The sequence below is a fragment of the Variovorax sp. EL159 genome (genome assembly GCF_900100965.1).
GTDB lineage: Bacteria > Pseudomonadota > Gammaproteobacteria > Burkholderiales > Burkholderiaceae_C > Variovorax.
Genome location: NZ_FMUJ01000002.1, coordinates 933,791 through 956,169 on the forward strand (window position 1 = coordinate 933,791; position 22,379 = coordinate 956,169).

The window sequence follows — 22,379 nt, forward strand, 5'->3', positions numbered from 1 at the left end:
AAGCATGAGCCCGGAACTGAATGCCCTGTCGCGGCGCTTCGTCGCGCTGCCGGCCGACAAGCAGCGAATCTTTCTGGAGAAGCTGCGCGCCAATGGCATCGACTTCGACACGCTGCCGATGATCCCGAGGGATGCCGGCGTGCCGGTGCCGATGGCCTACGCGCAACGGGCCCTGTGGCTGGCGTGGCAGCGTGCGCCGCATTCGCCGGCCTACAACCTGGCGGGCCGGCTGCGCATTCCCGATGCGCGCGGCGCCGACAGCATTCGCGCCTGCGTCGCCTTGCTGGTGAAACGGCATGCGGTGCTTTGCACCACCTATCCCGCCGATGCGGAAGGGCAGGCGCTGCAGCGCATCGATCCGCAGCGCAGCTTTGGTTGGGCGGTGCGCGAGTGGAGCTCGGCGCATCGCGACAGCGACGCAATGCTGCAGGCCGCGGCGAGGGATTTCGCCGCCGCGCCTTTCGACCTGGAGCATGGCCCGGTGTTCCGGGGCGAGCTGCATGTGTTTGCCGATGGCGTGTCTGAACTGCTGCTGGGCGTGCATCACATCGCGGCCGACGGGCAGTCGGTCGAACTGCTGATGGCGGAGTTGATGGCATTGCTTGCGCAGCCTGTTGCTCCGGTGGCCCCGGCCGCCCCGGCGGTGGGCGCGCTCGACTACGCCGACTACGCCGTGTGGCAGAGGCAGTGGCTCGAGGCCGGTGAGCTGCAACGGCAGATCGCCTACTGGCGTGAACAGCTTCGCGATGCGCCATCGAGCACCGCACTGTCGCTCGACCGCCCGCGGCAGGCCACGCGCAGCGCACGGGGCGACATGGTCGCGTTCGCACTCGCGCCCGATGTCTCGCAGCGCCTGAAGGAGTTGGGGCGCCAGCATGCGGCCTCGCCCTACATGGTGACCATCGCGCTGCTCGGCCTGCTGGTCTGGCGCTACTGCGGCGAGCGCGACATCTGCATCGGATCGCCCTCGACCACGCGCGACCGGCCCGAGCTGGCCGGGCTGGTGGGGCACTTCACCAATGTGTTGGTGCTGCGCCTGAAGATCGATCCGTCGGCCGATTTCGCAAGCCTGCTGCGGCAGGTGCGCGAGCGGGTGCTCGAAGCCAAGAGCCATCAGGACCTGCCGCTGGACATGCTGATCGAAGCCCTGGCGGTCGAGCGCACGCCGGGCCTGCAGCCGCTGTTCCAGATCAAGTCGACGCAGCAGGCCACGGGCGGCGCGCCTGCTGCGGCGGCGCCCGATGCGGACGGCATGACGGCCGATGGCATCGGCGTCGACGAAGTGCACTTCGACCTGAGCTTCGACCTGATCGACACGGGCAGTGCGTTGTCCTTCGAGCTGGCCTACGCCACCGACATCTTCGACCGCGTGACCATCGACCGGCTGGCCGATGCGTTCCGCAGCCTCGCCGCGCAGGTGGCAGGCCGGCCGGCATTGGCGCTGAACGGCACTGAACTGGCCGGCGAATCGAGCCTGCGCGGCGAGCGCAAGACATGGCCGTTCGACACCGTGTTGCAGATGCTCGCCAAGGCCGTGGCGCAGCGGGGCGACGCCTCCGCACTGGTCTGCGGCGACCGCGTGCGCAGCCACGCCGAACTCGACCGCGCCTCCGCGCACTGGGCGGCCGAACTCCGGCGCCGTGGCGTTGGGCCCGAGAGCCGCGTGGCCGTCTGCATGGAGCGCTCGCCGGAATTCGTGCTCGCGCTGCTGTCGGTCCTGAAGGCCGGCGGTGCCTATGTGCCTGTCGACCCCGCACTGCCACCGCAGCGCATCGCCGATCTGCTGGAAGACAGCGGCGCGGCGATGGTGCTGGTCACCGCGCCGCTGCCGTGGCAACCGGCGGTGCCGCAACTGGACGTGCACTTCGATCTGCCGGCCAACGCCGAGCCGCCGCGCATCGCGACGCAGGTGCACCCGGACCAGGCGGCCTATGTGATCTACACCTCGGGCTCGACGGGCCGCCCCAAGGGCGTGGCGGTGTCGCACGGTGCGCTCGCGAACTACGCACAAGGCGTGCTCGCGCGCTTCGATCTGCAGGCGGGCGGGCGCTTCGCGATGGTCTCCACCGTCGGGGCCGACCTGGGCCACACCTCGCTGTTCGGCGCGCTGTGTTCGGGCGGCAGCCTGCATCTGCTGACGGCCGACGAGGCCTTCGACCCGGATGCCTTCGCCGCAAGCATGGCAAGGCACAAGACGGGTGTGCTGAAGATCGTGCCGAGCCACCTCAAGGGGCTGCTCAATGCGCAGCGGCCCGAAGCGGTGCTGCCATTGCACACGCTGGTGCTGGGCGGCGAGGTCACCGATGCGGCCACGCTGCAGACGATCCGCGCGCTTCGGCCCGATCTGCGCATCTTCAATCACTACGGGCCGACCGAGACGACGGTCGGCATGCTGACGCATTTTGCAGAAGCACCCACCGGTGCGGCGATGGACAACCTGCCGCTCGGACGCCCGATACCGAACATGGATGCCTACGTGCTCGACGCGCAATTGCAGGCCGTGCAGCCAGGCATGCCGGGCGAGCTGTACATCGGCGGGCCGGGTGTGGCGCGTGGCTACCTCGGGCGTGCCGACCTGTGTGCGGAGCGCTTTGTCGCGTCGCCGTTCGGCGATGGCCAGCGCCTGTATCGCGCGGGCGACCGGGTGCGGCAGCGCAGCGACGGCACGCTGGAGTTTCTCGGGCGCAACGACGACCAGGTCAAGATTCGCGGCTATCGCGTCGAGCCGGGCGAGCTGGCGGCGCGCCTGCGGCAGTTCGCCGAGGTCGGCGATGCGGTGGTTGTTGCGGATGCGGGCGCGCACGACAGCGCGGTGCTGTGGGCCTACGTGGTGCCGAAGGCGCGGGGTGCGGCCTTCGACGTCGAAAGGCTGCGGCAGGCGCTGCAGGGCAGCCTGCCGGCGTGGCTGGTGCCCGAGAAGATCGTCGTGCTCGATGCACTGCCGCTGACGGCCAACGGCAAGATCGACCGGCGTGCACTGCCGCGTCCGCAGGAGCCCGATGCGGCGGAGCAGCTGCAGCAGGCCTTCGATGCGCCCCGTGGCCCGGTCGAAGAGGCACTGGCCGGCATCTGGCGCCAGGTGCTCGGTGTGGAGCGCATCGCGCGTGGCGACAACTTCTTCGCGCTCGGTGGCGATTCGATCCTGAGCCTCAAGCTGGTGGCGCGCATCCGCAAGCAGTTGCCCGGCGGCGGCCAGTTGAGCCTGCCCGACGTGATGCAGGCCGAGAGCCTGCAAAGCCTGGCGGCACGCCTGCGGCAGAAGTTCGAGACTTCGCACGATGCCGTCTGCCTTGCCGCCACCGGTGCGGGCACGCCGCTGTTCTGCCTGCCGGGGCTGATCGTCAACACGCGCGAGTTCCTGCCGCTGGCCGAGGCGTTGCAGGCTGACCGGCCGGTGTACGGCTTCGTGAGCCACGTCTACACGCGCAAGCGCTGGCGCGGCTTTGCGGTGCAGGAGATGGCGGCCGAGTACGCGGACTTCATCGCCGCGACGGCCACGGGCGGGCGCTGCGCGTTGCTGGGCTGGTCTTCGGGCGGCGACCTGGCCTTCGAGGTCGCGCGGCGCTTGCAGGGGCGCGTCGAGATCGTCTTCACCGCGCTGGTGGATGTGTTCGAGACCGAGCCGCTGCTGCCTTCGCGCGAGCTGGCGCCGGCACAGCGCGCGCAGGCCGACGAGGCGCTCGCGGCGTGGCTCGCGCGCTCGCAGATGGCCGAGCAGTGGCAGGCGCTGATCGCCCGCATGGACGACGGCGAACGCAGCTGGGTCGCGTTGCAGGTGCTCGACGCGGCGCAGGACTTCCCGGTGGACGGGCCCGGCGACGAGGCGGCCGAGTACCTGATGTGGGTCACGCTCGACAAGCGCGTGCAGGCGCAGCGCTATGCGTACGAGCCGTCGGCACTGCCGGTCCACGTGTTCCAGGCCGACAGTTCGCTGACGGCCGAGGGCGTGCTGCGCCGCTGGCAGGACCACGCGCAGGTCGTCGCGACCGAGGTGCTGCCGCAGGCGAGCCACCTGGACATCATTCGCCATCCGCAGTTGTGCGCGGCGCTTGCGAAGGCGCTGCGCGCTACCGACACCGCGGCATGACGCCGACCGGCCTGCGCGAGAACGCGCAGGTCACTAAAAAAAGCCCCGGAAGGCGCAGCGCGAACGCTGCATCCTCCGGGGCTTTTTTCCTGATACGGGCCTGCTGGCCCGGACTGGTTCAGAAGCGGTAGGTTGCCGTGGCCGTCACGCGGCGCGGGTCGCCGTAGTAGCAGCTGCCGTACTGGTCGCAGTTGGCGAAGTAGGTCTTGTTGGTCAGGTTGCGCAGGTTGAGCGCGAGGCTCCAGCGTTCGTAGTCGTAGCCGATCATCGCGTCGAAGACGGTCGACGATGGCACCTTGGCCGGCGCGGCGTTCAGGTCGCCGTGGTTGGCGCCGATGAAGCGCGCGCCCAGGCCCACCTTCAGGCCATTGGTGAAGCGGTAGTCGGCCCACACCGCGAGGGTGTTGCGCGGCACGGCCGTCAGGGGCTTGCCGATCTCGCTCGGCGTGCTGCTGGCCGTGATCTTCGCCGTGGGCGTGTAGGCGTACGAGCCCGTGATGTTCAGGCGCGGCATGACCTCGGCCGTGGCTTCCAGTTCGAGGCCGCGCACCACCACTTCGCCGGTCTGGCGCGGCTTGTAGTTTTCGTCGGCGGTGATGTAGTTGCTGCGGCGCAGGTCGAAGACGGCGGCGCTGTAGCTTTCCTTTCGGCCGGGCGGCTGGTAGCGCACGCCGACTTCGTACTGGCGGCCGGTCTCAGGCTTGAAGGGCTGCTTGGTGTCGGCGTTGAGGGTGGCCGTCGGCGCGAACGATTCGGCGTAGGAGAAGTAGGGCGCCAGGCCGTTGTCCGCCACGTAGGTCAGGCCCATGCGCTTGGTGGCCTTGTGCTCGGAGATGCGCGTGTTCGTGTTGTCCAGGCGGCTGTCGATGTTGCTGGTGGCGCGGTCGTAGCGGCCGCCCAGGGTCAGGATCCACTTGTCGCGCCACTTGATCTGGTCCTGGATGTACAGGCCGGTCTGCGACAGCGTGCTGGTGGCGTTGAACCAGGGGTCGGGGAACTGGATCGGGCCGCCGTAGACGGGCGCGAAGATGCTCAGCGGGGCTGCGCTGCCGCCGGTGTAGCTGTACTGCTCGATGCGGTTGCGCTGGTAGTCCAGGCCCACCAGGATCTTGTGCTGCCAGTCGCCCGACTTCAGGCTGGCCTGCAGCTGGTTGTCGAGGTTGAAGGCCTTGACCTTCTCGCGGCTGCCCGAGATCGTGCGGCGGATGAACGCGAAGTTCGACGGATCGTTGTCGTTGTCGGGGTTGATGGTCTGGAAGGCGCGGCCCTGCACCGCGGCGTAGTCGACCTTGAGCTGGCCGTAGCGCGCGTTCTGGCGCACCGTGAAGGTGTCGTTGATGCGGTGCTCGAACAGGTAGCCGATCATCGACTGGTCGAGGTTGAACCGGTTGTTGATCGGGTCGCTCGTGAACAGCGAAGAGGGAATGTAGGTGCCGATCGGCGTCGGCACGAGCGAGCCCACGGCGGGGTTCATGCGCGAGTAGACGCCCGCGCGCGTGCGGCTGAATTGCGAGAGCAGCGTGAAGCTGGTGTCGCTCGACGGCTTCCAGGTGAAGGAAGGCGCGATGTAGGTGCGGTCGTCGGGCATGTTGCCGACCGGCAGCTTGGCGTCGCGCAGGAGGCCGGTGACGCGGTAGAGCAGCTTGCCTTCGGTATCGATCGCGCCCGAGAAGTCGGCTGCGATCTGGCGGCGGCCGTAGTCGCCGAACTGCATCTGGATCTCGCGCACCGGATCGGCCGTGGGGCGCTTGCTGACCACGTTGACCAAGCCGCCGGGGCCGCTCTGGCCGTACAGCACCGAGGACGGGCCGCGCAGCAGTTCGATGCGCTCGGCGCCGTAGTTCTCGGTCTGCCACACGCCCCAGTTGCCGTTGTTGCGCAGCGGCATGCCGTCCAGGTAGAAGCCCGGCGCGTAGGCGTCGAAGCCGCGCAGCGTGATCCAGTCGTAGCGCGAGTCCGCGCCATAGCGCGTGGGGATGACGCCGGGCGTGTAGCTCAGCGCGTCCTTCACGGTCTTGGCGCCCATTGCGTCGTAGCGGTCGGACGTGATCACCGAGATCGACTGCGGCGTCTCGATGATCGGCGTGTCGGTCTTGGTGCCGGTGGCGCTGCGCTTGGCCACGTAGCCGTTGACGTGGCCGGTGCCGCTTTCCTCCGTGTCGGCGCTCACGGTCACCGGGGGCAACGAGACGGCGGCGCCTTGTTGAGGGGCGGCCGGCTGGGCGGGTGTCTGGGTCGTCGTCTGTGCCGAGGCCGACAGGCTCCAGAGCGTGGCGGCGGTTCCGAACGCTGCTGCGAGCGAAGCGTTCAGCAGGCGTTGGCGAGGCGGGGGAAGAGTGCGCATGAAATAGGACTCACGGATGATTGAACCGCGCGGATTTTAATGAGAATGGTTCTCATTTTATTAATTCACCGCCACACGTTGTTGCATTTGGCGTATTTCCGCGACAGATTCAAAGTTGGCTGGCCGCCGGTTGGCGGCCGAAGACGGCGCTCAGGGCGTGGCAGACAGCGGGCGTCCCGAGATCACCGCGTTGTCGTCGCGCGGCAGCCAGAGCGCATCGCAGAAATAGCGCTCGCGCAGCATCATCACGAGCAGCGCGCGCTTGTGCGGTAGGTCGAATTCCTTCACCTTGGCGTAGCCCGATTTGTCGAGGTTGCGGATCTGCTGCACGTGGTCGATGCGCGGCTCGCCCATGGCACGCCCGGTGCGCGGATCGCACAGGAAGATGTAGTGCGAGATCGACGTGAGCCAGGCCGTCGCATACGCCTTGCCGCGGAACGCGGGCTCGCCCACCAGCACATGCCAGCCACGGTCGTGGTCGTCGACGTCGTAGAAGGGCGCGATGCGGCTTTCCTTGGCCCAGTACATCTCGAAGTAGGCGAAGGGCTCGCCGTCGAAGCTCGCGATCATCGAGTACATGTGCGGATCGCGGTCGATGGCACTGAGGTAGGCGCGGTGCTTGTCGAAGTCGCCTTCCTCTTCCCAGATGCGGGCCACGTCGGGGTCGTTCATCCAGCGGTTGAACATCGGCAGGTCGCGCTCGATGTCGATGCTGCGAAACGAGAAGGTCTGGCCCAGCCAGGGAATGAAGCGCTGGTAGAGCACGCCGCGCGGCTTGGGCGGGCGCACCGGATGGCGCTTGCCGCCGGTCAGCGCGTATTGCAGCGCGATCGGCGTGTGCACCGCGGGCAGCCACAGGCGCGCCTGCTGCCACAGCATGTCCCTGCAGGCGCGCGCACGGCCATCGGTGCCGGGCAGCAGCACGCCGGCCTGTGCAAGGTCGGCGAAGCGGTCCGCGTCGGCCACCGTGACCGTGCGGTTCGCAGGATGGTGCGCGAACGTGGCTTCGAGTGCCGCGAGCAGATGGGCCGCCGCGCCGGGGCCCGAGGTTTCGCCTTCGACCTGCGCCAGCGCAAGGCCGGTGCCGGCGGATGGCGGCGGCTCGATCCGCCACTGCGACAGCGCACCATTGTTTTGGGTGCGAACCATCAGGCTCGTGCCTTCGAGCGTGACCTCGTGCGGCACGCCGTCCGCATAGGAAATCAGCGGGGTCTTCGGTCGCGTATCGAAGGCCGGGGCCGACGTGGATGTAGCGAGTGTCATAGGTCTCCTTGGGTGTGTGCGCCGCTCGGGCGTCGGATGTGCGGGGCCAGCAGGGCCAGGCCCTGGTGCAGCGCCGGGAAGAGGCTGCGGTTGAAGTTGTTCCAGCGCAGCTCGAGGATCGAGTCCTCGGGCGCGATGTCGGTGCCGAGCACGTCGAAGATGACCTCGCCCGAATCGATGCCGTTGTCCACGTAGTGCAGCGAGGCGCCGGTCTTGCGCACCGGCGGCACCGGCACCGTGGCCATCGTGGTCCAGTCGGTCACCTTGCGGCCCTGCGCGCCATGCAGCGCGTCGAGCGTCGCGCAGGCGCCGCGGCGTTCGTAGGGCGATTCGATGCGCGTGATGCCCGGGTGGATGTTGACGATCCGGCGGTGAAAGCGCGCACCGGGCCGCACCAGTTCGTCCAGGATGATGAGCAGCCCGTCGAGCACCACCACGTCGGCCTGCAGCGTCAGCAGCTTGTCGAGCAGCTTGCGTTCGTAGTCGCTCTTGGCCGCGGGGCGCGTGGCCGCGTCCAGCGGCAGGCGCCGGTAGGTCGAGGGCACCGCATGCAGCATGTCGCGCAGCAGTTGCCCCTGGGCCCGCAGGTCCTTCGGAAAGATCCATTGCCTGTCGGGATGCCACGCGAACCCGTAGTCCGCCAGCGCCGCCTGGTCGCGCGGCGATTGCGCATCGTCGTCGTAGACGATGCCTTCGAGCGAATAGGCATCGCCGAGCGGCGTGGTGTCGAGCGCCTCGGCCAGGTATTCGAGCGGCGACTTCATGTAGCGCGGCTCGCCCTTGTAGTCGATGTGCTGGCCGGCCCGGTCGGCCGCGGCGTTTCTCAAGGACAGGATGTAGACGAGCTTTGCCTTGGTCATGGGTGTGGGATGAATGGATGGGCTTCTTCGCTGGATTCGGCGCAGGGCGGCGCGCAGCCGCCCGATGTGCCTCCAGAGGGAGACGGAATGCGGCGCGATCTGTTCACCGGCGCCTTCAGGTGTCCGCCTCGCCGACCTCGACGCCGCCCTTGCGGTGCTGTGGCGCCAGAGGACAGGCACCGCAGTAGCCTTCTTCGGGCAGCAGGTAGTACAGGCAGCACTGCCGGTGCAGCTTGATGGCCACGCACTCGTCGCCGTCGATGCGGTGCACCTCGCGTTGCCGACCGAAGAGCGGGTTGGGCTCTGGCGGGTTGCCGGCATCGCGTGGCCACTCGGGGCTGTGCAGCAGGTGCGCCTGGTCTTGCGCGATCACCGCTGCGCCGCCGGTCAGCGCCAGCGCCTGGGCAAGGATCGGGTCGAGCTGTCGCGCGGCATTGCCCCAGAGGATCTTGGGTGCGACCCGCGTGAGGCTGCAGAGCGTCGCGAACAGCGGCCGCAGGTGCTGCCGCAGCAGCGGGGCGTAGCGTTGCGCGGTGCTGGTGCCGTACAGGGCCTGGCCGGTCTCGCGGATGTGGAAGCTCGTGGGAGCGCCATCGTCGTCCAGCCGTACCCAAACCTGCTCGGCAGCCATCGGAAAGACATGCTGCAGCACGCTCGCCGCCGCGGCCACCGGCGGCAGCAACGCGGCCACGTACTCGAGGCACCATGCCGAGGCAACGGCCCGCAGGTCATGCCCGGTGCTTTTCCTGAATCGCGCGTGGCGCTGCAGCACCTCGGCCAGCATGTCGCTGGAGCGCAGCAGGTCGGCAACGCGCACGGCGTCCGCCGGAGGCGTGTCCGCGTGCTGGAGTCTTTCGCCGAGCGGGGCCAGTTCGCCCTGGAAGAGGGGCTCCAGCAGCGGGATCATGGCCCGGCCCGCCACAGGGCGATGGAGCGGTGCGCAGGGTGCATCCAGACAAGACGCACCAGCGTGCCCGCATGTTCATTCGCGGCCGGCCGACATCTTTCGCATGAACATCGGCGCGGCCCGGCCGTCTATGCAAAGGGTGGCGTGGTGCCGCCAGGCCGTGCATAGGGGCATGGCCTTTCTCCAGCCGTTTTCGGCTCGGCCGTGGATGTTCCGCGCGACCGGGCCGCAGTCGCCTCCCGGGGCGGAAAGAGTTCGTGCATGACATCCACCAATGACGCCAGTGGCCCTCGCGGGGAAATCGGGCGCCTGCTGAAACCATTCCTTCCGTGGATCGTGCTGTCCGCGATCACGGGCGTCGGCGCGGGCGCCGCAACGGTTGCGCTGCTGCGCACCATCAACCAGGTGCTGAACCAGGACGGCGGCATGGCCGGTGGCCTGCTGCTGACCTTCATCGCGCTGTGCGGCGTCGCGCTGTTCGGCCGCATGGCTTCGGACGTGTCGACCAACTTCGTCGGCCAGCGGCTGGTGGCCCAGGTGCGCAAGAGCCTGGCGCAGAAGATTCTCTCGGCGCCCATCGATGCGCTGGAGCGCTACCGCACGCACCGCCTGATGCCGGTGCTGTCGCAAGACGTGGACATGATCAGCGACGCCGCCTTCGTGCTGTCTTCCACGCTGATCGCGGTGGCCGTCGCCTTCGGTTGCCTGGCCTACCTGGCGTTCCTGTCGCTGCCGCTGTTCTGCCTGCTGGTGGTGGCGCTGGTGATCGGCGCCACGATCCAGACCATGGCGCAGACCCGCGCCGAGACCGGCTTCTGGAAAGCGCGCGAGCATGAAGACCAACTGCACAAGGCCTACCGCGCGATCAGCGAAGGCGCGAAAGAACTGCGCATGCACCGCGACCGCCGCACGCGCATGTTCGGTGGCCAGGTCGAACGCATCGTCGACGACATCCGCCGCGTCAACGGCCGCGCGATCAACACCTATGTGATGGCGACCGCCTTCGGTTCGGCGCTGTTCTTCCTGTTGATCGCGCTGATCCTCGGCTGGGCCGCATTCCGCAGCACCGAGCCTGTGGTGCTCAGCGGCTTCGTGCTGGTGCTGCTGTTCCTGAAGGGGCCGATCGACGTCATTGCCGGCGCGCTGCCGAACGTCGGCCGCGCCAAGATCGCGTTCCAGCGCATCGGCGATCTCTCGGCGCGCTTCGCCACGCCGGAGCCGCACCTGCATCTGGAGCGCCCGCCGAGCATCGCCACGCTCTCGCGCGGCATCGGCATGCGCGGCGTGCGCTATGCCTTCGAGACGGCCGAGGGCAGCGAGCCCTTCGTGCTCGGCCCGATCGACCTGCAGCTGCAGCGCGGCGAGATGGTGTTCGTCGTGGGCGACAACGGCTCGGGCAAGACCACCCTCATCAAGCTGCTGCTCGGCCTCTATGCGCCGCAGGAGGGCGAAGTGCTGCGCGACGACGCCATCGTGACGCCCGAGGCGCGGGACGACTACCGCCAGTTGTTCACCACCGTGTTCTCCGACTTCTATCTGTTCGAAGACCTCGTGGCCAGCGACAAGGGCGAAGGCACGCTGCCGCAGGCGGCATTGCCCTACCTGCAGCGGCTGGAGATCGCCCACAAGGTCAGCGTGAAAGACGGCTCCTTCAGCACCGTCGACCTGTCGACCGGCCAGCGCAAGCGGCTGGCGCTGGTGCACGCCTACCTCGAAGGCCGCCCGGTGCTGGTGTTCGACGAATGGGCCGCCGACCAGGACCCGACCTTCCGCCATCTTTTCTACACCGAGCTCCTTCCGGAGCTGCGTGCCAAGGGCCACCTGCTGGTGGTGATCTCGCACGACGACCGCTATTTCCACCTGGCCGACCGCGTGATCACCATGAAGGCCGGACGCATCGCCGAAGACCGGGCGCGCACACCGCAAGGACTGGCCGCGTGACGCCCCGCCAGTTCATCCGCATCCCTACACAGAGCCACCGAGCACAGAGGAGTTGACATCGCATGCAGCACATCCATGACCTGATCGGAATCGGATTCGGCCCGTCGAACGTCGCGCTGGCCATCGCACTCGATGAGAAGCGCCACGGCGGAAAGCCGCTCGACGCCTTGTTCATCGAGCGGCAGCCCCGCTTCGCCTGGCATCCACACATGCTGCTGGACCAGGCGCACATGCAGATCTCTTTCCTGAAAGACCTCGCGACGCTGCGCAACCCCACCAGCCGCTTCACCTTCGTCAATTACCTGCACGAGCAGGGGCGCCTGACGGACTTCATCAACCTCAAGAGCTTCTTTCCGAGCCGGCACGAGTTCAACGACTACCTGGGCTGGGCCGCGAACCAGTTCGAAGACGCCTGCCGCTACGGCGAAGAGGTGTTCGAGGTGCTGCCCGAAACGCAGGGCGGCGAGGTGTCGCTGCTGCGCGTGCGCTCGCGCAGCGAAGGCGGCCGGGTGCAGGAGCGGCTGGCGCGCAACCTCGTCGTCAGCATTGGCGGCACGCCGAATATTCCTGAAAGCTTCCGCGCGCTGCGGGGCGACGGGCGGGTGTTCCACTCCAGCAGCTACCTGAAGGACATGGCACGCCATCCGCAGGCGCGCAGGGTCGCCGTCATCGGTGCGGGCCAGAGCGCGGCCGAGATCTTCATGGACCTGCAGGGGCGCTCTGGCGGGCTCCAGGTCGATCTGGTCATGCGTGCGCGTTCCATCCGGCCGTCGGACGACAGCCCCTTCGTGAACGAAGTCTTCAACGCCGACTTCACCGACTACATGTTCAGCCGCGCCAGCGACGAGCGGGCCGCGTTGCTCGACGAGTTCTCGCAGACCAACTACGCGGTGGCCGACCTCGACCTGATCCAGCAGATCTTCAAGGTCTTCTACGACCAGAAGGTGGCGCGCGGCACGCGCTTGCGCATGCTGCGCCAGCACGACGTGCGCGCGGTGCGCGCGGCTTCCGACGGCGTTCATCTCACGCTGCTCGACCAGGACGCCGGGCGCGAGAGCACGGTGCGCTACGACGCCGTGGTGCTGGCCACCGGCTATGCGCGCGACCAGCACAAAGACCTGTTGCTGCCGCTCGCACCGCACCTGGGCGACTACGACGTCGATCGCTATTACCGCCTGAAGACCACGCCCGACTTCCACCCGGGCATCTACCTGCAGGGCGCCTGCGAAGACAGCCATGGCCTGAGCGACACGCTGCTCTCGGTGACCTCTGTGCGCACGGGCGAGATCGGCAATGCGCTGCTCGCCGCGCAGTCCAGAGCACGCAATGCCGTGCGGGACGAGGCGCAGGCCGTCCGGGTCTAGCCCGCAAGCCGGCCGGCCCGGACCGGGCCGCGCCACGTGCATCGGGTGAGCGCATGCTTCTTCGGAAGTCCCCGAAATGAACATATGCGGGGCTTCCGCGTCAATAGGGGAACGAAGCCAACCCGGGCACAGAACCCATGCAGTCGACGATGGTCACCAGAACTCCTGTTTCCGCAGAGGCTGCCTTCGATATGGCCTGGGCGCTTTTTTGCCAGTTGCACGACGCGCCTTCACGCGACCATGCCGACCAGCTCGTTCACTGGCTCGGCGAAGACCCGCGCCACGTGCGGGCGTTCGACGAAGCGCTCACGCTGTGGGCGCTCGCCGGCGTCGCCCTGATCAAGCCCGTGCTCGAGGAGGCGCAGCGCTACGGCCCCGACCTGCAGTAAGCAGGCGCCGACGCGCGACAACTTTTCGGCAGCACCGCGGATGGACACGCTTCATCGCCGGTGCCCGCCTGTCATGTTTACGGGGAAAACCTTGAAAACAACACCAAGACTGCGCGCCTGCGCGCTGGGCCGCCGCATGCTCGCCATCGCCCTTGCGGGCACCTTCATCGGCGCTGCGCCGGCATGGGCCCGGCGTGAGGCGTCGACGCCGGCTAGCTCGATCGAGATCCGTCGCACCGCCGACGGCCTTCCGCATGTTCGCGCCAACAGCTGGCGAGGGCTGGGCATCGGCTACGGCCAGGCGCAGGCCGAAGACGCGCTGTGCACGCTGGCCGATGCCTTCGTCACCTACAGCGGGCAGCGTTCGCTGTACTTCGGCGCCGAAGGCAAGCCAGCGACGCGCTCGACCTTCGGCGAAGCTGCGAACCTCGATCTGGATTTTTTCTTCCAGGCGTTCGCGGGCAACGATGCGGTCGAGGCGCTCAAGCGTGAGCAGCCGGCGGAGCTGAATGAACTCATTGCCGGCTATGCGGAAGGCTACAACCGCCATGTGCGTTCGTTGCAGTCACAGCGGGGGCGCACGGGCGCATCGCATGCCTGTGCCAATGCCTCGTGGGTGCGAACCATCGGGCCCGAAGATGTCTATCGCCGGATGATCGCCGCAGGGTTGGCAGGGGGCTACACGCACTTCATCCCCGAGATCGTCAAAGCCCAACCCGCAGCCACCGCGCCGCCCGTGCCGGCAGACAAGTTCTCGCTGTCCTCGAGGCTCGACATTCCGGTGGGCGATGCGCGCGGCATCGGCAGCAACGTGCTGGCCTTCGGGCAGGCCGCCACCGGCGAGCGCGGCGGCAGCGTGCTGTTCGGCAACCCGCACTGGTACTGGGGCGGACCGGACCGCTTCTACCAGGTGCACCTCACGCTGCCCGGCAAGCTGGACGTGGCGGGCGTGTCCTTCCTCGGCATTCCGCTCGTCATGATCGGCTTCAACAACGACGTGGCCTGGAGCCACACGGTGTCTGCCGCGCGGCGCTTCGGCCTGTTCGAACTGACGCTGGACCCGGCCGACCCCACACGCTACCTCATCGATGGCGTTGCCGAGCCCATGCAGGCCCGGCCGCTGGCCGTGGCGGTGCGCCGGCCCGACGGCACGGTGGACCTCGTTCGCCGCACGCTCTATCGCACACGCTTCGGCCCCGTGGTCGACCTGGGCGCGCGCAACGCCGCGCTCGGTTGGAGCGCGCACAAAGCCATTGCCATCCGCGACGTCAACGCCGACAACCGGCGCATCTTCCGCAACTTCTTCCGATGGGACCAGGCGCGTTCGCTCGATGAGTTCATCGGCATCCAGCGCGAAGAGCTGGCGATGCCGTGGGTCAATACGGCGGCCATCGGGCGCGGCGACGGGCGGGTCTGGTACGCCGACATCGGCGCCATTCCCGGCGTTCCCGACGCGCTGCGTGCAAGCTGCGCGACCCCGCTGTCGAAGGCCTTCGCCGCGCTCGATCCGGCAACGCCGATGCTCGACGGCAGCCGTTCGGCCTGCGAGTGGCAGTCCGCACGGAACGCGGTGCAGGCCGGCACCTTGCCTGTCGATCGCATGCCCAGCCTGCTGCGCGAGGACTACGTTGCGAACATGAACGACAGCTACTGGCTCACGAACCCCGCGCAGCCGTTGACGGGGCTGCCGTCGATCCTCGGCGGAGAAGGGAAGGCCCTGTCGATGCGCGGGCAGGCGGGGCACCGCATGGCGGGCGCGCTTGCCGGTGCGGGAGAAAGCTCCGCCAAGGGCCTGGCCGACCGCTTGATGCGCACGACGCAGGAGGCCCGCTCCTACAGCGCGGACCAGTTCAAGACGGCCCTGCTCGACGGTGCCTGCGCGTCGGGGCAGGTCGAGCTGGCGGCCGACGATGCCAAGCCGCGCACGGTCGATGTGCGGCCGGCCTGTGAGGTGCTCTGGCGCTGGTCGAACCGCGCCGGCGCACAGGACCGGGGCGTGCTGCTGTGGGACGCCTTCTGGGAAAGGCTGCAGAAGATTCCCGCGCAGGAGTTCTACACGCAGGCGTTCTCGGCCGCCGCGCCGCTGCAGACACCGTCGGGCGTCAACGCCGCCGACCCGCGCGTGGCGCGCGCCCTGGCCGGTGCGGTCGAAGACATGGCCAGGCATGGCTGGGCGCTGGACGCGCCATTGGGCGAACACCGCTTCGCGCGCAGCGAAGGCCGGCAGGTTCCGCTCTTCGGTGGCTGCGACATCGAAGGCTATTTCACCGTGTCCTGCGCCAACGACGGCGACTACACCATGGGCAATCGCTCGCACGGCAATACCTACCTGCAGGTCGTGTACTTCGACCGGCACGGCGTGCAGGCGCGCACGCTGCTTGCGCATGGCGAGCCCGAAACCGCGGTGGCGAATGGCCCGGGACTTGCATCCGTGGCGCGCTATGCAAGAAAGGACTGGCTGCGCTTTCCGTTCCGCGAGGAAGACATCGCACGCGATCCGCTGCTGCGGCGCGTGACCGTTCGGCCTTGATGAATGGGGGCGCGGCCCGCGGCTTGACCCGCCCGCAACGCGGGTGATAGCCTGCCGCGCCTTTCTTCGCATCGGCTTCTTCCTCCTTCACAGAACGAACACAGAACGGACCCCATGAAGATTCAAACGCGCCCCACGTCTTTCGCCCGCAACCTCGCGCCCCGGTGGGCGCGCACCGCCTGCCATGGCGCGGTGCTGGCATGTGCGCTGCTCGCGGGCCAGGCGATGGCGCAGAAGCCGCACCAGGGTGTGTTCGATGCGGCCACGCAGAGCAAGGACGGCGCGCTGAAGATGCTGGAGCGCATGGTCAACATCGACTCCGGCTCGGCCAGCACCGAAGGCCTTGCGAAGGTGCGCGAGATGGCGGTCGAGGAGCTGCGCAAGCTCGGCGCGCGCATCGAGACCTTTCCGGCGGAGCCGCACCCCGGCACCAACGTGGTCGCGACGCTGACCGGCCAAGGCAAGAAGAAGATCCTGATCCTGGCCCACATGGACACCGTGTTCAAGGAAGGCACGGCGGCGGCCAAGCCGTTCTACATCAAGGACGGCCGCGCCTACGGCCCCGGCGTGATGGACGACAAGGGCGGCGTGGTGGCCGGCCTCTATGCGCTGAAGATCCTGCAGCAGATCGGCTTCAAGGACTATGGGCAGATCACCTTCCTGCTCGATACCAACGAGGAAGTCGGCTCGGTCGGCACCAGCGCGCTCATCGAGCGCGTGGCCAAGCAGCACGACGTGGCGCTCAACCTGGAACCGGGCCGCCCGGCCGACGGCCTCGTGGTCGAGCGCAAGGGCTCGGCGACGGCGCTGCTGGAAGTGAAGGGCGTGGCGGCGCATGCGGGCGTGGCGCCCGAGGCCGGCCGCAATGCGGCGATGGAAGTGGCGCACCAGGTGCTGCAGCTGTCGAAGACGGCGGACCCGGTGAAGAAGACCACGGTCAATTTCACGGTGCTCACCGCCAACGGGCCGACCAACGTGATTCCCGCCACAGCAAGCGCCAAGGCCGACGTGCGCGTGGCCACGCCCGAGGAGTTCGATCGCGTCGAGAAAGACATGGTGCGCATCGCGCAGAACAAGCTCATTCCCGACTCCGAGGTGCGCGTGCGCCTGAGCCGTGGCCTGCCGCCCATGCCGCGCCTGCCTTCGTCCGACAAGCTGGTGGCGATGGCCGAAGGCATCTACGCGGAGATCGGCAAGAAGCTCACCATCGAGAGCAGCGGCGGCGCGGCCGATGCCAGCCTGGTGGCGGGTGTCGGCGTGCCGGTGCTCGACGGATTCGGCATCGTGGGTGGCGGCATCCACACGCCGGAAGAATATGCGGAGGTCGAGAGCGTGGTGCCGCGCCTTTACCTGCTCTCGCGCATGCTGATGGACCTGTCGGCCAACTAGGCGGCATGCATCGCACGGCACCTGCGGGGCGGCTGGCAAAGCCGGTTCCGCGGTGCCCTTGGAATGGGCCGGGTCAGCCCTTCTTCGGGATGGTCAGGCCGCTGATCACAGCCGGCCGCGCGACGAAGGCTTCGAGCGCGCGCGCGACGTTCTTGAAGTCCTTGAAGCCGACCAGGTCACCCGCTTCATAGAAGCCGATCAGGTTGCGAATCCACGGGAACGATGCGATGTCGGCGATCGTGTAGCTGTCGCCCATGATCCATGCGCGGTCGGCCAGGCGCTTGTCGAGCACGCCGAGTAGGCGCTTCGACTCGGCAACGTAGCGGTCGCGCGGGCGCTTGTCTTCGTATTCCTTGCCCGCGAACTTGTTGAAGAACCCGAGCTGGCCGAACATCGGGCCGATGCCGCCCATCTGGAACATCACCCACTGGATGGTTTCGTAGCGGCCGGCGGCGTCTTGCGGAATGAGCTTGCCGGTCTTCTCGGCAAGGTACAGAAGAATCGCGCCGGACTCGAACAGCGCCAGCGGCTTTCCGCCCGGGCCGTTGGGATCGACGATCGCGGGGATCTTGTTGTTCGGGTTGAGCGACAGGAACTCCGGCGACATCTGGTCGTTGGTCTCGAAGCTCACGAAGTGCGGCTCGTAGGGCAGGCCGGTTTCCTCCAGCATGATCGACACCTTCACGCCGTTGGGCGTGGGCAGCGAATAGAGCTGCAGCCGGTCGGGGTGCTGCGCGGGCCACTTCTTCGTGATGGGGAAACTCGAGAGATCGGTCATGGGTAGGTTCCTTGAGAAAGATGGCGGCAAGAGCGCCGGATTCTGCCCGTGTCAGGCCACCGGCGCGCGCGCATGGCCTTGCAGGCGCGGCAGTACGTCACGCCCGAGTTCGTCGATCACCTCCATCGCCGGGCGCGGCCCGCGCACGAGGTTCAGCAGCACGTGGCTCACGCCCGCGTCTTCCATGCGGTCGAGATAGGCGACCAGCGCATCGCGCCCCGTGCGCAGGCCCAGTTCGATGGGTTCGGCCGGTGCATCGGCCCGCTCCAGCAGATCGAGTTGCAGCGACTGCACGAAGGGCTTGGGCTCGCTGCCCGCGCGCTCGCGCAGGGCCGACTGCCACAGGCCGATGCGGCCCTGCTGACGCGCTTCGTCGCGGTGGTAGGTGGCCCAGCCGTCCGAATGGGTGGCCGTCCATTGCAGCGACTGGCGCGCCGAGCCCACCACCAGCATGCCGATGCGCGTGGCGGGCGGAGCCATCAGGTCGTAGCCGCCCGTGGCTTCGCGCAGCGCGGCACGCCCGGCCGCGTCGGGCGACAGCGCGGAGCGCACGATGTTCCACCGCTCGCGAAAGGTCTCGGCGCGCAGCGCGATGTCTTGCTTGAAGATCGCGAACTCCGCTTCGCGGTCGCCCGAGCCGAGGCCCAGGATGAAGCGGTCTTGCGACAGGCGGTTCAACGACAACGCGGCCTTGGCCACGTGCAAGGGGTGGCGCAGCGGCAGCACCGCCGCCGCCGTGCCGAGCGCGATCTGCTGCGTCGAAGCGGCCAGCGTGGCGAGCCAGAGGAAGGGTTCGTCGAGCACGGAGATTTCTTCGCCCTGCGGCACCATGACGGGCACATCGCGCGTCCACAGGGCCGCAAAGCCGAGCTGGTCAGCGCGCTGTGCGATGCGGCGCTCGAGGTCGATGTCGGCCATGGCGCCGTTGGCGCGTGCGGTGGGCGTCATCAGGCCCAGGGTGAGGCGACCGGCAAGAAGTGTCTGCCGGTAGGCGCGGTTGAACTCGGTCATGGGGAGCGTGGAATTCGTGAGGCGTTGCTTGCTTGCGAAGATGATCGCATCGATCGCATGCCACGTTTCGTCGTGGGGCGAAGCGTTCTGTGCCCGAGTCTTGCAGACTGGGCCCTCATCAACGAGCCCTCGTACAGAGGCGCACACACGCATGCACGACGACAACACCGAAGCGGACATCCGCCGCATCTACGAGCAATGGCACCACACGGTGGTGTCGCGCGACATCAACGGCCTGATGGCGCTCTATGCCGAAGACGCCATCCTCGAGACACCGCTCATCCTTGCCACGCTGCGCGACAAGAAGGTGGGCATGCTCGAAGGCAAGGCCGCGATCCATGCCTTCTTCGATGCGGGCCTGCGCAAGCTGCCGGGCGAGCTGGGGCGCTGGTATCGCACCGGCACCTTTTTCTCGAACGGGCGGCAGCTGACCTGGGAGTACCCGCGCGCAACGCCGCAGGGCGACCAGATCGATCTGGTCGAGGTGATGGATGTTGCGCATGGGCTCATCACGCATCACCGGGTGTACTGGGGGTGGACGGGCTTCCAGTCGCTGCTGGCCATCAGGGACCGCGCGACGCCGTAGGCGTTTGCGGCGCCTGCGGCTCGGGCTTTGAAGGGCTCAGGCGCGGCGCTTGCGCGCAGCCGCGGGGGCTGCCTTCGGTACCGACGCGGCGAACAGCCGCGTGATCGACTGCCGCACGTCCGCCTGCATGTCGGCAATCGCCTTGGCATCGCCCGACAGGTGCTTGAGCAGCGCCTGCTGGAACAGCCCGTCGAACAGCGCGTAGGTGGCCGAAGGCGGCATGCCGGGCGGCTCGCCGGAGAGTTCGGCGAAGCGGCTCATGATGCGCCAGATCATGTCTTCCAGGCTCTTGTCGATCTGGACGACGTCGGTGCGAAAGGCCTCTTCGAACAGCGCCTGCGAGCGCAGGTCATACCAGAGGCGGTGCACGTGGCCTTCGTCGCGCAGCGTGTCGGCCAGGCTCTGCAGGAAGCCTTCCATCAGTTCGTCGAAGGTGCTGGCGCTTTCCACCGCGTGGTCGTAGCGCTTGACGCAGCGCGCCTTGTACTGCTTGACGCTGCAGATGATCAGGTCGACCTTGTCGCTGAAGTAGTAGTGCAGCACGCCATGCGAGAACTCGGAGTTCTGCGCGATCTCGCGCAGGCTGGTGCGTGCATAGCCCAGTGCGGCCAGCGTGGTCAGTGCGGCTTCGCCGAGTTCGGCGCGCCGTTCCGAGAACTTGTCGACCCGTGCCTTGGGCACTCGTTCGGCGTGTTTCTTTGCCCGTTGATGTGTCGTCATTTCTGGCGAGGCCGCATGTCTGCCGGCCTCCATGTTTCTTTGTGATTTCAAACCATAGCATGCAAGCGGGAGAACCCGCATCCGGTATGCCACGCATGCCATTCTAGGAAATTTGACAGTCGTCAAATAAAAACTTGACACACGTCAAGTCGATTTCTAGGATGACCGCTCCATCTCACAACATATCCACAGGAGACAAGTGATGGCCAAGTTCGACTTGAAAGGGCGCAAGGCCCTGGTGACGGGCGGTGCGCGCGGCATTGGCGCGAGCATTGCCGAAGCGCTGGTGGTTGCCGGCGCGTCCGTGATGATCGGCGACGTGCTCGCCGACCTGGGGCGAGAGACCGCCACCCGGCTTTCTTCTTCAGGCGCGAAGGTGGGCTTCGTTCCGCTCGACGTGACGAAAGACGGCGACTGGGCCTCGGCCGCGGAGACCACCGTCAAGGAGCTGGGCGGCTTCGACATCCTCGTGAACAACGCCGGCATCGAGATCACCTCGCTGGTGATCGATGTCAACGGCGACGACCTGCGCCGCATGCTCGACGTGAACGTGGCCGGCACGCTGCTCGGCATGAAGCACGCGTTTCGCGCGATGCGTCCCGGTGGCAGCGCGGGTGGCGGCGGTGCGGTGGTCAACATCGCATCGGTCGCGGCCACCATCGCGTTCCCGGCCATCGCCGGTTACTCCGCCACCAAGTCCGCCGTCGACCGCGCCACGCGCGTCGCGGCCATGGAGTCGGGCAAGCTGGGCTACGGCGTGCGCGTGAACTGCATCTACCCCGGGCTGGTGCCGACCGACATGGGCATGAAGCTCGCCAACGACATCGTGGCCGCCGGGCTCGCGCCGAGCGTCGAAGCGGCCGTTGGCGACGTGATCGGCCAGACGCCGCTGGGCCGCCTCGGCGAGGTCGGCGACATGGCCGACGTGGTGGTCTTCCTCTGCTCCGACGCCGCCCGGTTCATCACCGGTGCGGGGCTCGCGGTGGACGGCGGCATGGGCATGTGAGCACGGCACGCACCGTGCGCACACACGACAACTCACACACCAGACAAACAGGAGAGACAACATGAGCAGCAACAACAAGAAGAAGCCGGTGATCGTGTACGGCGCCTCGGGCTACACCGGGCGGCTGATCTGCGAGTACCTGCGCGAGTACAACATCCCCTTCATCGCCGCGGGCCGCAGCAAGGAGAAGCTGGACGCGGCGATGAAGTCGAACGTGCCCGGCATCGAGACCGCGAACTACGAGGTGGTCGAGGTGGCGCATTCGCTGGCGGCGCTCACCGAGCTCTTCACCGGCGCCTCGGTGGTGCTCAACACGGTGGGGCCCTTCGCCAAGTTCGGCCCCGAGGTCGTCGAAGCCTGCCTTGCCGCCGGTTGCCACTACACCGACACCACGGGCGAGCAGGACTGGCTCATCACGCTCGATGAGAAGTACGGCGCCAAGTTCGCTGCTGCGGGCCTGCTGCTTTCGCCCGGCCTGGCGCAGATGTACACCACCGGCGAGATCGCGGCGCAACTGTGCCTGGAAACACCCGGCCTCGACACGCTCGACATCGCCGTGTTCTGGGGCGGCAGCCCGACCATCGCATCGACCCAGACCATCCTGGTCAACGCGGCTACGTCGAAGGCCTACTACCTGGAGCAGAACGCGTACGTGGAATGGCAACCCGACGCGGGCCTGTACCACCTGTCGATTCCCGGCCAGCACGAGGCCGCGCTGGCGCTGCCCTGGGGCGGCACCTCGCACCCGGTGTGGTTCAAGCGCGACCCGCGCGTGGCCAACGTGAAGGTGCTCGGCGGCGTCTTCAACAAGCCGCTGATGCTGGGCGTGCCGCAGATCGTAGCCGCCGCGCTCAAGGCCACCGAAGGCATGAACGAGGAAGACCGCTACGCCGCGCTGGCCCAGACGGCCGCCGGCGTGATGAACACCATGCCCCCGCGCGAGAACCCGCGCATCAACAAGTCCGTCGATTCGGTGCATGCCTCCGGTCCGCTGGGCCGCGTGCACTGCGTGATCTTCGGCAACTGCAACTACAAGCAGACCGGCTTGCTGCAGGCCTTCGCGGCAGCCTCGCTGCTGCAGCAGGCGCCGCGGCGCGTCGGCTTCGCGTCCGGGTGCCAGGCCTTCGGGCACCATGAGTTGCTGGGCGCGCTGCGCAGCTTCGGGCTCGTGCAGGAGCCCGTGCTCACGCGGATGGGCTGACCC

At 67.8% G+C, this 22,379-nt stretch carries 16 protein-coding genes; 9 read left to right on the forward strand and 7 right to left on the reverse strand.

Going from position 1 to position 22,379, the window contains the following annotated elements; translation table 11 throughout:
- Positions 1 to 4: 4 nt before the first annotated feature.
- Positions 5 to 4,087 carry a non-ribosomal peptide synthetase gene (locus tag BLQ28_RS10490; RefSeq protein WP_093238876.1) on the forward strand — a complete coding sequence of 1,361 codons (4,083 nt, stop codon included), beginning with the start codon at positions 5 to 7 and terminating at the stop codon, positions 4,085 to 4,087.
- A gap of 118 nt (positions 4,088 to 4,205) precedes the next feature.
- Here BLQ28_RS10490 and BLQ28_RS10495 read toward each other — a convergent pair whose 3' ends face one another.
- The 4 genes from BLQ28_RS10495 to fhuF all read right to left on the reverse strand — a co-directional run bounded on the left by BLQ28_RS10495 (position 4,206) and on the right by fhuF (position 9,461).
- Positions 4,206 to 6,431: a TonB-dependent siderophore receptor gene (locus BLQ28_RS10495; RefSeq protein ID WP_093238878.1), complete on the reverse strand. Its 2,226-nt coding sequence runs from the start codon at positions 6,429 to 6,431 to the stop codon at positions 4,206 to 4,208.
- 150 nt (positions 6,432 to 6,581) lie between these two features.
- Entirely contained in the window at positions 6,582 to 7,694 is a 1,113-nt protein-coding gene (locus BLQ28_RS10500; RefSeq protein ID WP_093238880.1) for a GNAT family N-acetyltransferase, read from the reverse strand.
- The gene (locus BLQ28_RS10505) at positions 7,691 to 8,554 is read right to left on the reverse strand and encodes a formyltransferase family protein (protein WP_093238882.1); all 864 of its coding nucleotides are present in this window, start codon (positions 8,552 to 8,554) and stop codon (positions 7,691 to 7,693) included. Before BLQ28_RS10505 ends, BLQ28_RS10500 begins: the two co-directional genes overlap by 4 nt.
- A 115-nt stretch (positions 8,555 to 8,669) precedes the next feature.
- On the reverse strand, positions 8,670 to 9,461 hold the full coding sequence (gene fhuF, locus BLQ28_RS10510) for a siderophore-iron reductase FhuF (RefSeq protein WP_093238884.1): 792 nt from the start codon (positions 9,459 to 9,461) through the stop codon (positions 8,670 to 8,672).
- Positions 9,462 to 9,722: 261 nt separating this feature from the next.
- On the opposite strand from fhuF, the gene BLQ28_RS10515 reads away from it, so the two are divergent.
- From BLQ28_RS10515 to BLQ28_RS10535, 5 genes are all read left to right on the forward strand, one after another.
- Positions 9,723 to 11,402: a cyclic peptide export ABC transporter gene (locus BLQ28_RS10515; protein WP_093238886.1), complete on the forward strand. Its 1,680-nt coding sequence runs from the start codon at positions 9,723 to 9,725 to the stop codon at positions 11,400 to 11,402.
- A gap of 62 nt (positions 11,403 to 11,464) precedes the next feature.
- Positions 11,465 to 12,766, forward strand: a complete 1,302-nt coding sequence (locus tag BLQ28_RS10520) for a lysine N(6)-hydroxylase/L-ornithine N(5)-oxygenase family protein (RefSeq protein ID WP_093238887.1) — start codon at positions 11,465 to 11,467, stop codon at positions 12,764 to 12,766.
- Positions 12,767 to 12,915: 149 nt separating this feature from the next.
- Positions 12,916 to 13,155 carry a hypothetical protein gene (locus BLQ28_RS10525; RefSeq protein ID WP_093239449.1) on the forward strand — a complete coding sequence of 80 codons (240 nt, stop codon included), beginning with the start codon at positions 12,916 to 12,918 and terminating at the stop codon, positions 13,153 to 13,155.
- Between the two features lie 91 nt (positions 13,156 to 13,246).
- On the forward strand, positions 13,247 to 15,685 hold the full coding sequence (locus tag BLQ28_RS10530) for a penicillin acylase family protein (RefSeq protein ID WP_256327244.1): 2,439 nt from the start codon (positions 13,247 to 13,249) through the stop codon (positions 15,683 to 15,685).
- Between the two features lie 225 nt (positions 15,686 to 15,910).
- Positions 15,911 to 17,074, forward strand: a complete 1,164-nt coding sequence (locus BLQ28_RS10535) for a glutamate carboxypeptidase (protein WP_371126634.1) — start codon at positions 15,911 to 15,913, stop codon at positions 17,072 to 17,074.
- 73 nt (positions 17,075 to 17,147) lie between these two features.
- On the opposite strand, the gene BLQ28_RS10540 is transcribed toward BLQ28_RS10535, so the two are convergent.
- A complete protein-coding gene (locus tag BLQ28_RS10540) occupies positions 17,148 to 17,852 on the reverse strand; it encodes a glutathione S-transferase N-terminal domain-containing protein (RefSeq protein ID WP_093238893.1) in 705 nt (234 codons plus the stop codon).
- Positions 17,853 to 17,903: 51 nt separating this feature from the next.
- Positions 17,904 to 18,863, reverse strand: coding sequence for a TIGR03571 family LLM class oxidoreductase (locus tag BLQ28_RS10545; protein ID WP_093238895.1), 960 nt, complete (start codon positions 18,861 to 18,863; stop codon positions 17,904 to 17,906).
- A gap of 151 nt (positions 18,864 to 19,014) precedes the next feature.
- Here BLQ28_RS10545 and BLQ28_RS10550 point away from each other — a divergent pair, with 151 nt between their 5' ends.
- Positions 19,015 to 19,449, forward strand: a complete 435-nt coding sequence (locus BLQ28_RS10550) for a nuclear transport factor 2 family protein (protein ID WP_093238897.1) — start codon at positions 19,015 to 19,017, stop codon at positions 19,447 to 19,449.
- Between the two features lie 36 nt (positions 19,450 to 19,485).
- Here the strand turns inward: BLQ28_RS10550 and BLQ28_RS10555 are convergent, their stop codons facing one another.
- Positions 19,486 to 20,130, reverse strand: coding sequence for a TetR/AcrR family transcriptional regulator (locus BLQ28_RS10555; protein WP_218121919.1), 645 nt, complete (start codon positions 20,128 to 20,130; stop codon positions 19,486 to 19,488).
- A 241-nt stretch (positions 20,131 to 20,371) separates the two neighbouring features.
- Between BLQ28_RS10555 and BLQ28_RS10560 the strand changes: the two genes are divergently transcribed.
- On the forward strand, positions 20,372 to 21,175 hold the full coding sequence (locus tag BLQ28_RS10560) for an SDR family NAD(P)-dependent oxidoreductase (RefSeq protein WP_093238900.1): 804 nt from the start codon (positions 20,372 to 20,374) through the stop codon (positions 21,173 to 21,175).
- A gap of 61 nt (positions 21,176 to 21,236) precedes the next feature.
- Positions 21,237 to 22,376 carry a DUF5938 domain-containing protein gene (locus tag BLQ28_RS10565; RefSeq protein ID WP_093238902.1) on the forward strand — a complete coding sequence of 380 codons (1,140 nt, stop codon included), beginning with the start codon at positions 21,237 to 21,239 and terminating at the stop codon, positions 22,374 to 22,376.
- Positions 22,377 to 22,379 lie beyond the last annotated feature (3 nt).

What these genes read in the sequence shown, in the direction of transcription:
- BLQ28_RS10490 (WP_093238876.1), top strand. Translation starts at nt 5, where the DNA reads ATGAGCCCGGAACTGAATGCCCTGTCGCGGCGCTTCGTCGCGCTGCCG.
- BLQ28_RS10545 (WP_093238895.1), bottom strand. Translation starts at nt 18,863, where the DNA reads ATGACCGAGTTCAACCGCGCCTACCGGCAGACACTTCTTGCCGGTCGC.
- BLQ28_RS10560 (WP_093238900.1), top strand. Translation starts at nt 20,372, where the DNA reads ATGGCCAAGTTCGACTTGAAAGGGCGCAAGGCCCTGGTGACGGGCGGT.
- BLQ28_RS10550 (WP_093238897.1), top strand. Translation starts at nt 19,015, where the DNA reads ATGCACGACGACAACACCGAAGCGGACATCCGCCGCATCTACGAGCAA.
- BLQ28_RS10535 (WP_371126634.1), top strand. Translation starts at nt 15,911, where the DNA reads ATGGCGCAGAAGCCGCACCAGGGTGTGTTCGATGCGGCCACGCAGAGC.
- BLQ28_RS10505 (WP_093238882.1), bottom strand. Translation starts at nt 8,554, where the DNA reads ATGACCAAGGCAAAGCTCGTCTACATCCTGTCCTTGAGAAACGCCGCG.
- BLQ28_RS10540 (WP_093238893.1), bottom strand. Translation starts at nt 17,852, where the DNA reads ATGACCGATCTCTCGAGTTTCCCCATCACGAAGAAGTGGCCCGCGCAG.
- BLQ28_RS10495 (WP_093238878.1), bottom strand. Translation starts at nt 6,431, where the DNA reads ATGCGCACTCTTCCCCCGCCTCGCCAACGCCTGCTGAACGCTTCGCTC.
- BLQ28_RS10565 (WP_093238902.1), top strand. Translation starts at nt 21,237, where the DNA reads ATGAGCAGCAACAACAAGAAGAAGCCGGTGATCGTGTACGGCGCCTCG.
- BLQ28_RS10525 (WP_093239449.1), top strand. Translation starts at nt 12,916, where the DNA reads ATGGTCACCAGAACTCCTGTTTCCGCAGAGGCTGCCTTCGATATGGCC.
- BLQ28_RS10520 (WP_093238887.1), top strand. Translation starts at nt 11,465, where the DNA reads ATGCAGCACATCCATGACCTGATCGGAATCGGATTCGGCCCGTCGAAC.
- BLQ28_RS10500 (WP_093238880.1), bottom strand. Translation starts at nt 7,694, where the DNA reads ATGACACTCGCTACATCCACGTCGGCCCCGGCCTTCGATACGCGACCG.
- fhuF (WP_093238884.1), bottom strand. Translation starts at nt 9,461, where the DNA reads ATGATCCCGCTGCTGGAGCCCCTCTTCCAGGGCGAACTGGCCCCGCTC.
- BLQ28_RS10515 (WP_093238886.1), top strand. Translation starts at nt 9,723, where the DNA reads ATGACATCCACCAATGACGCCAGTGGCCCTCGCGGGGAAATCGGGCGC.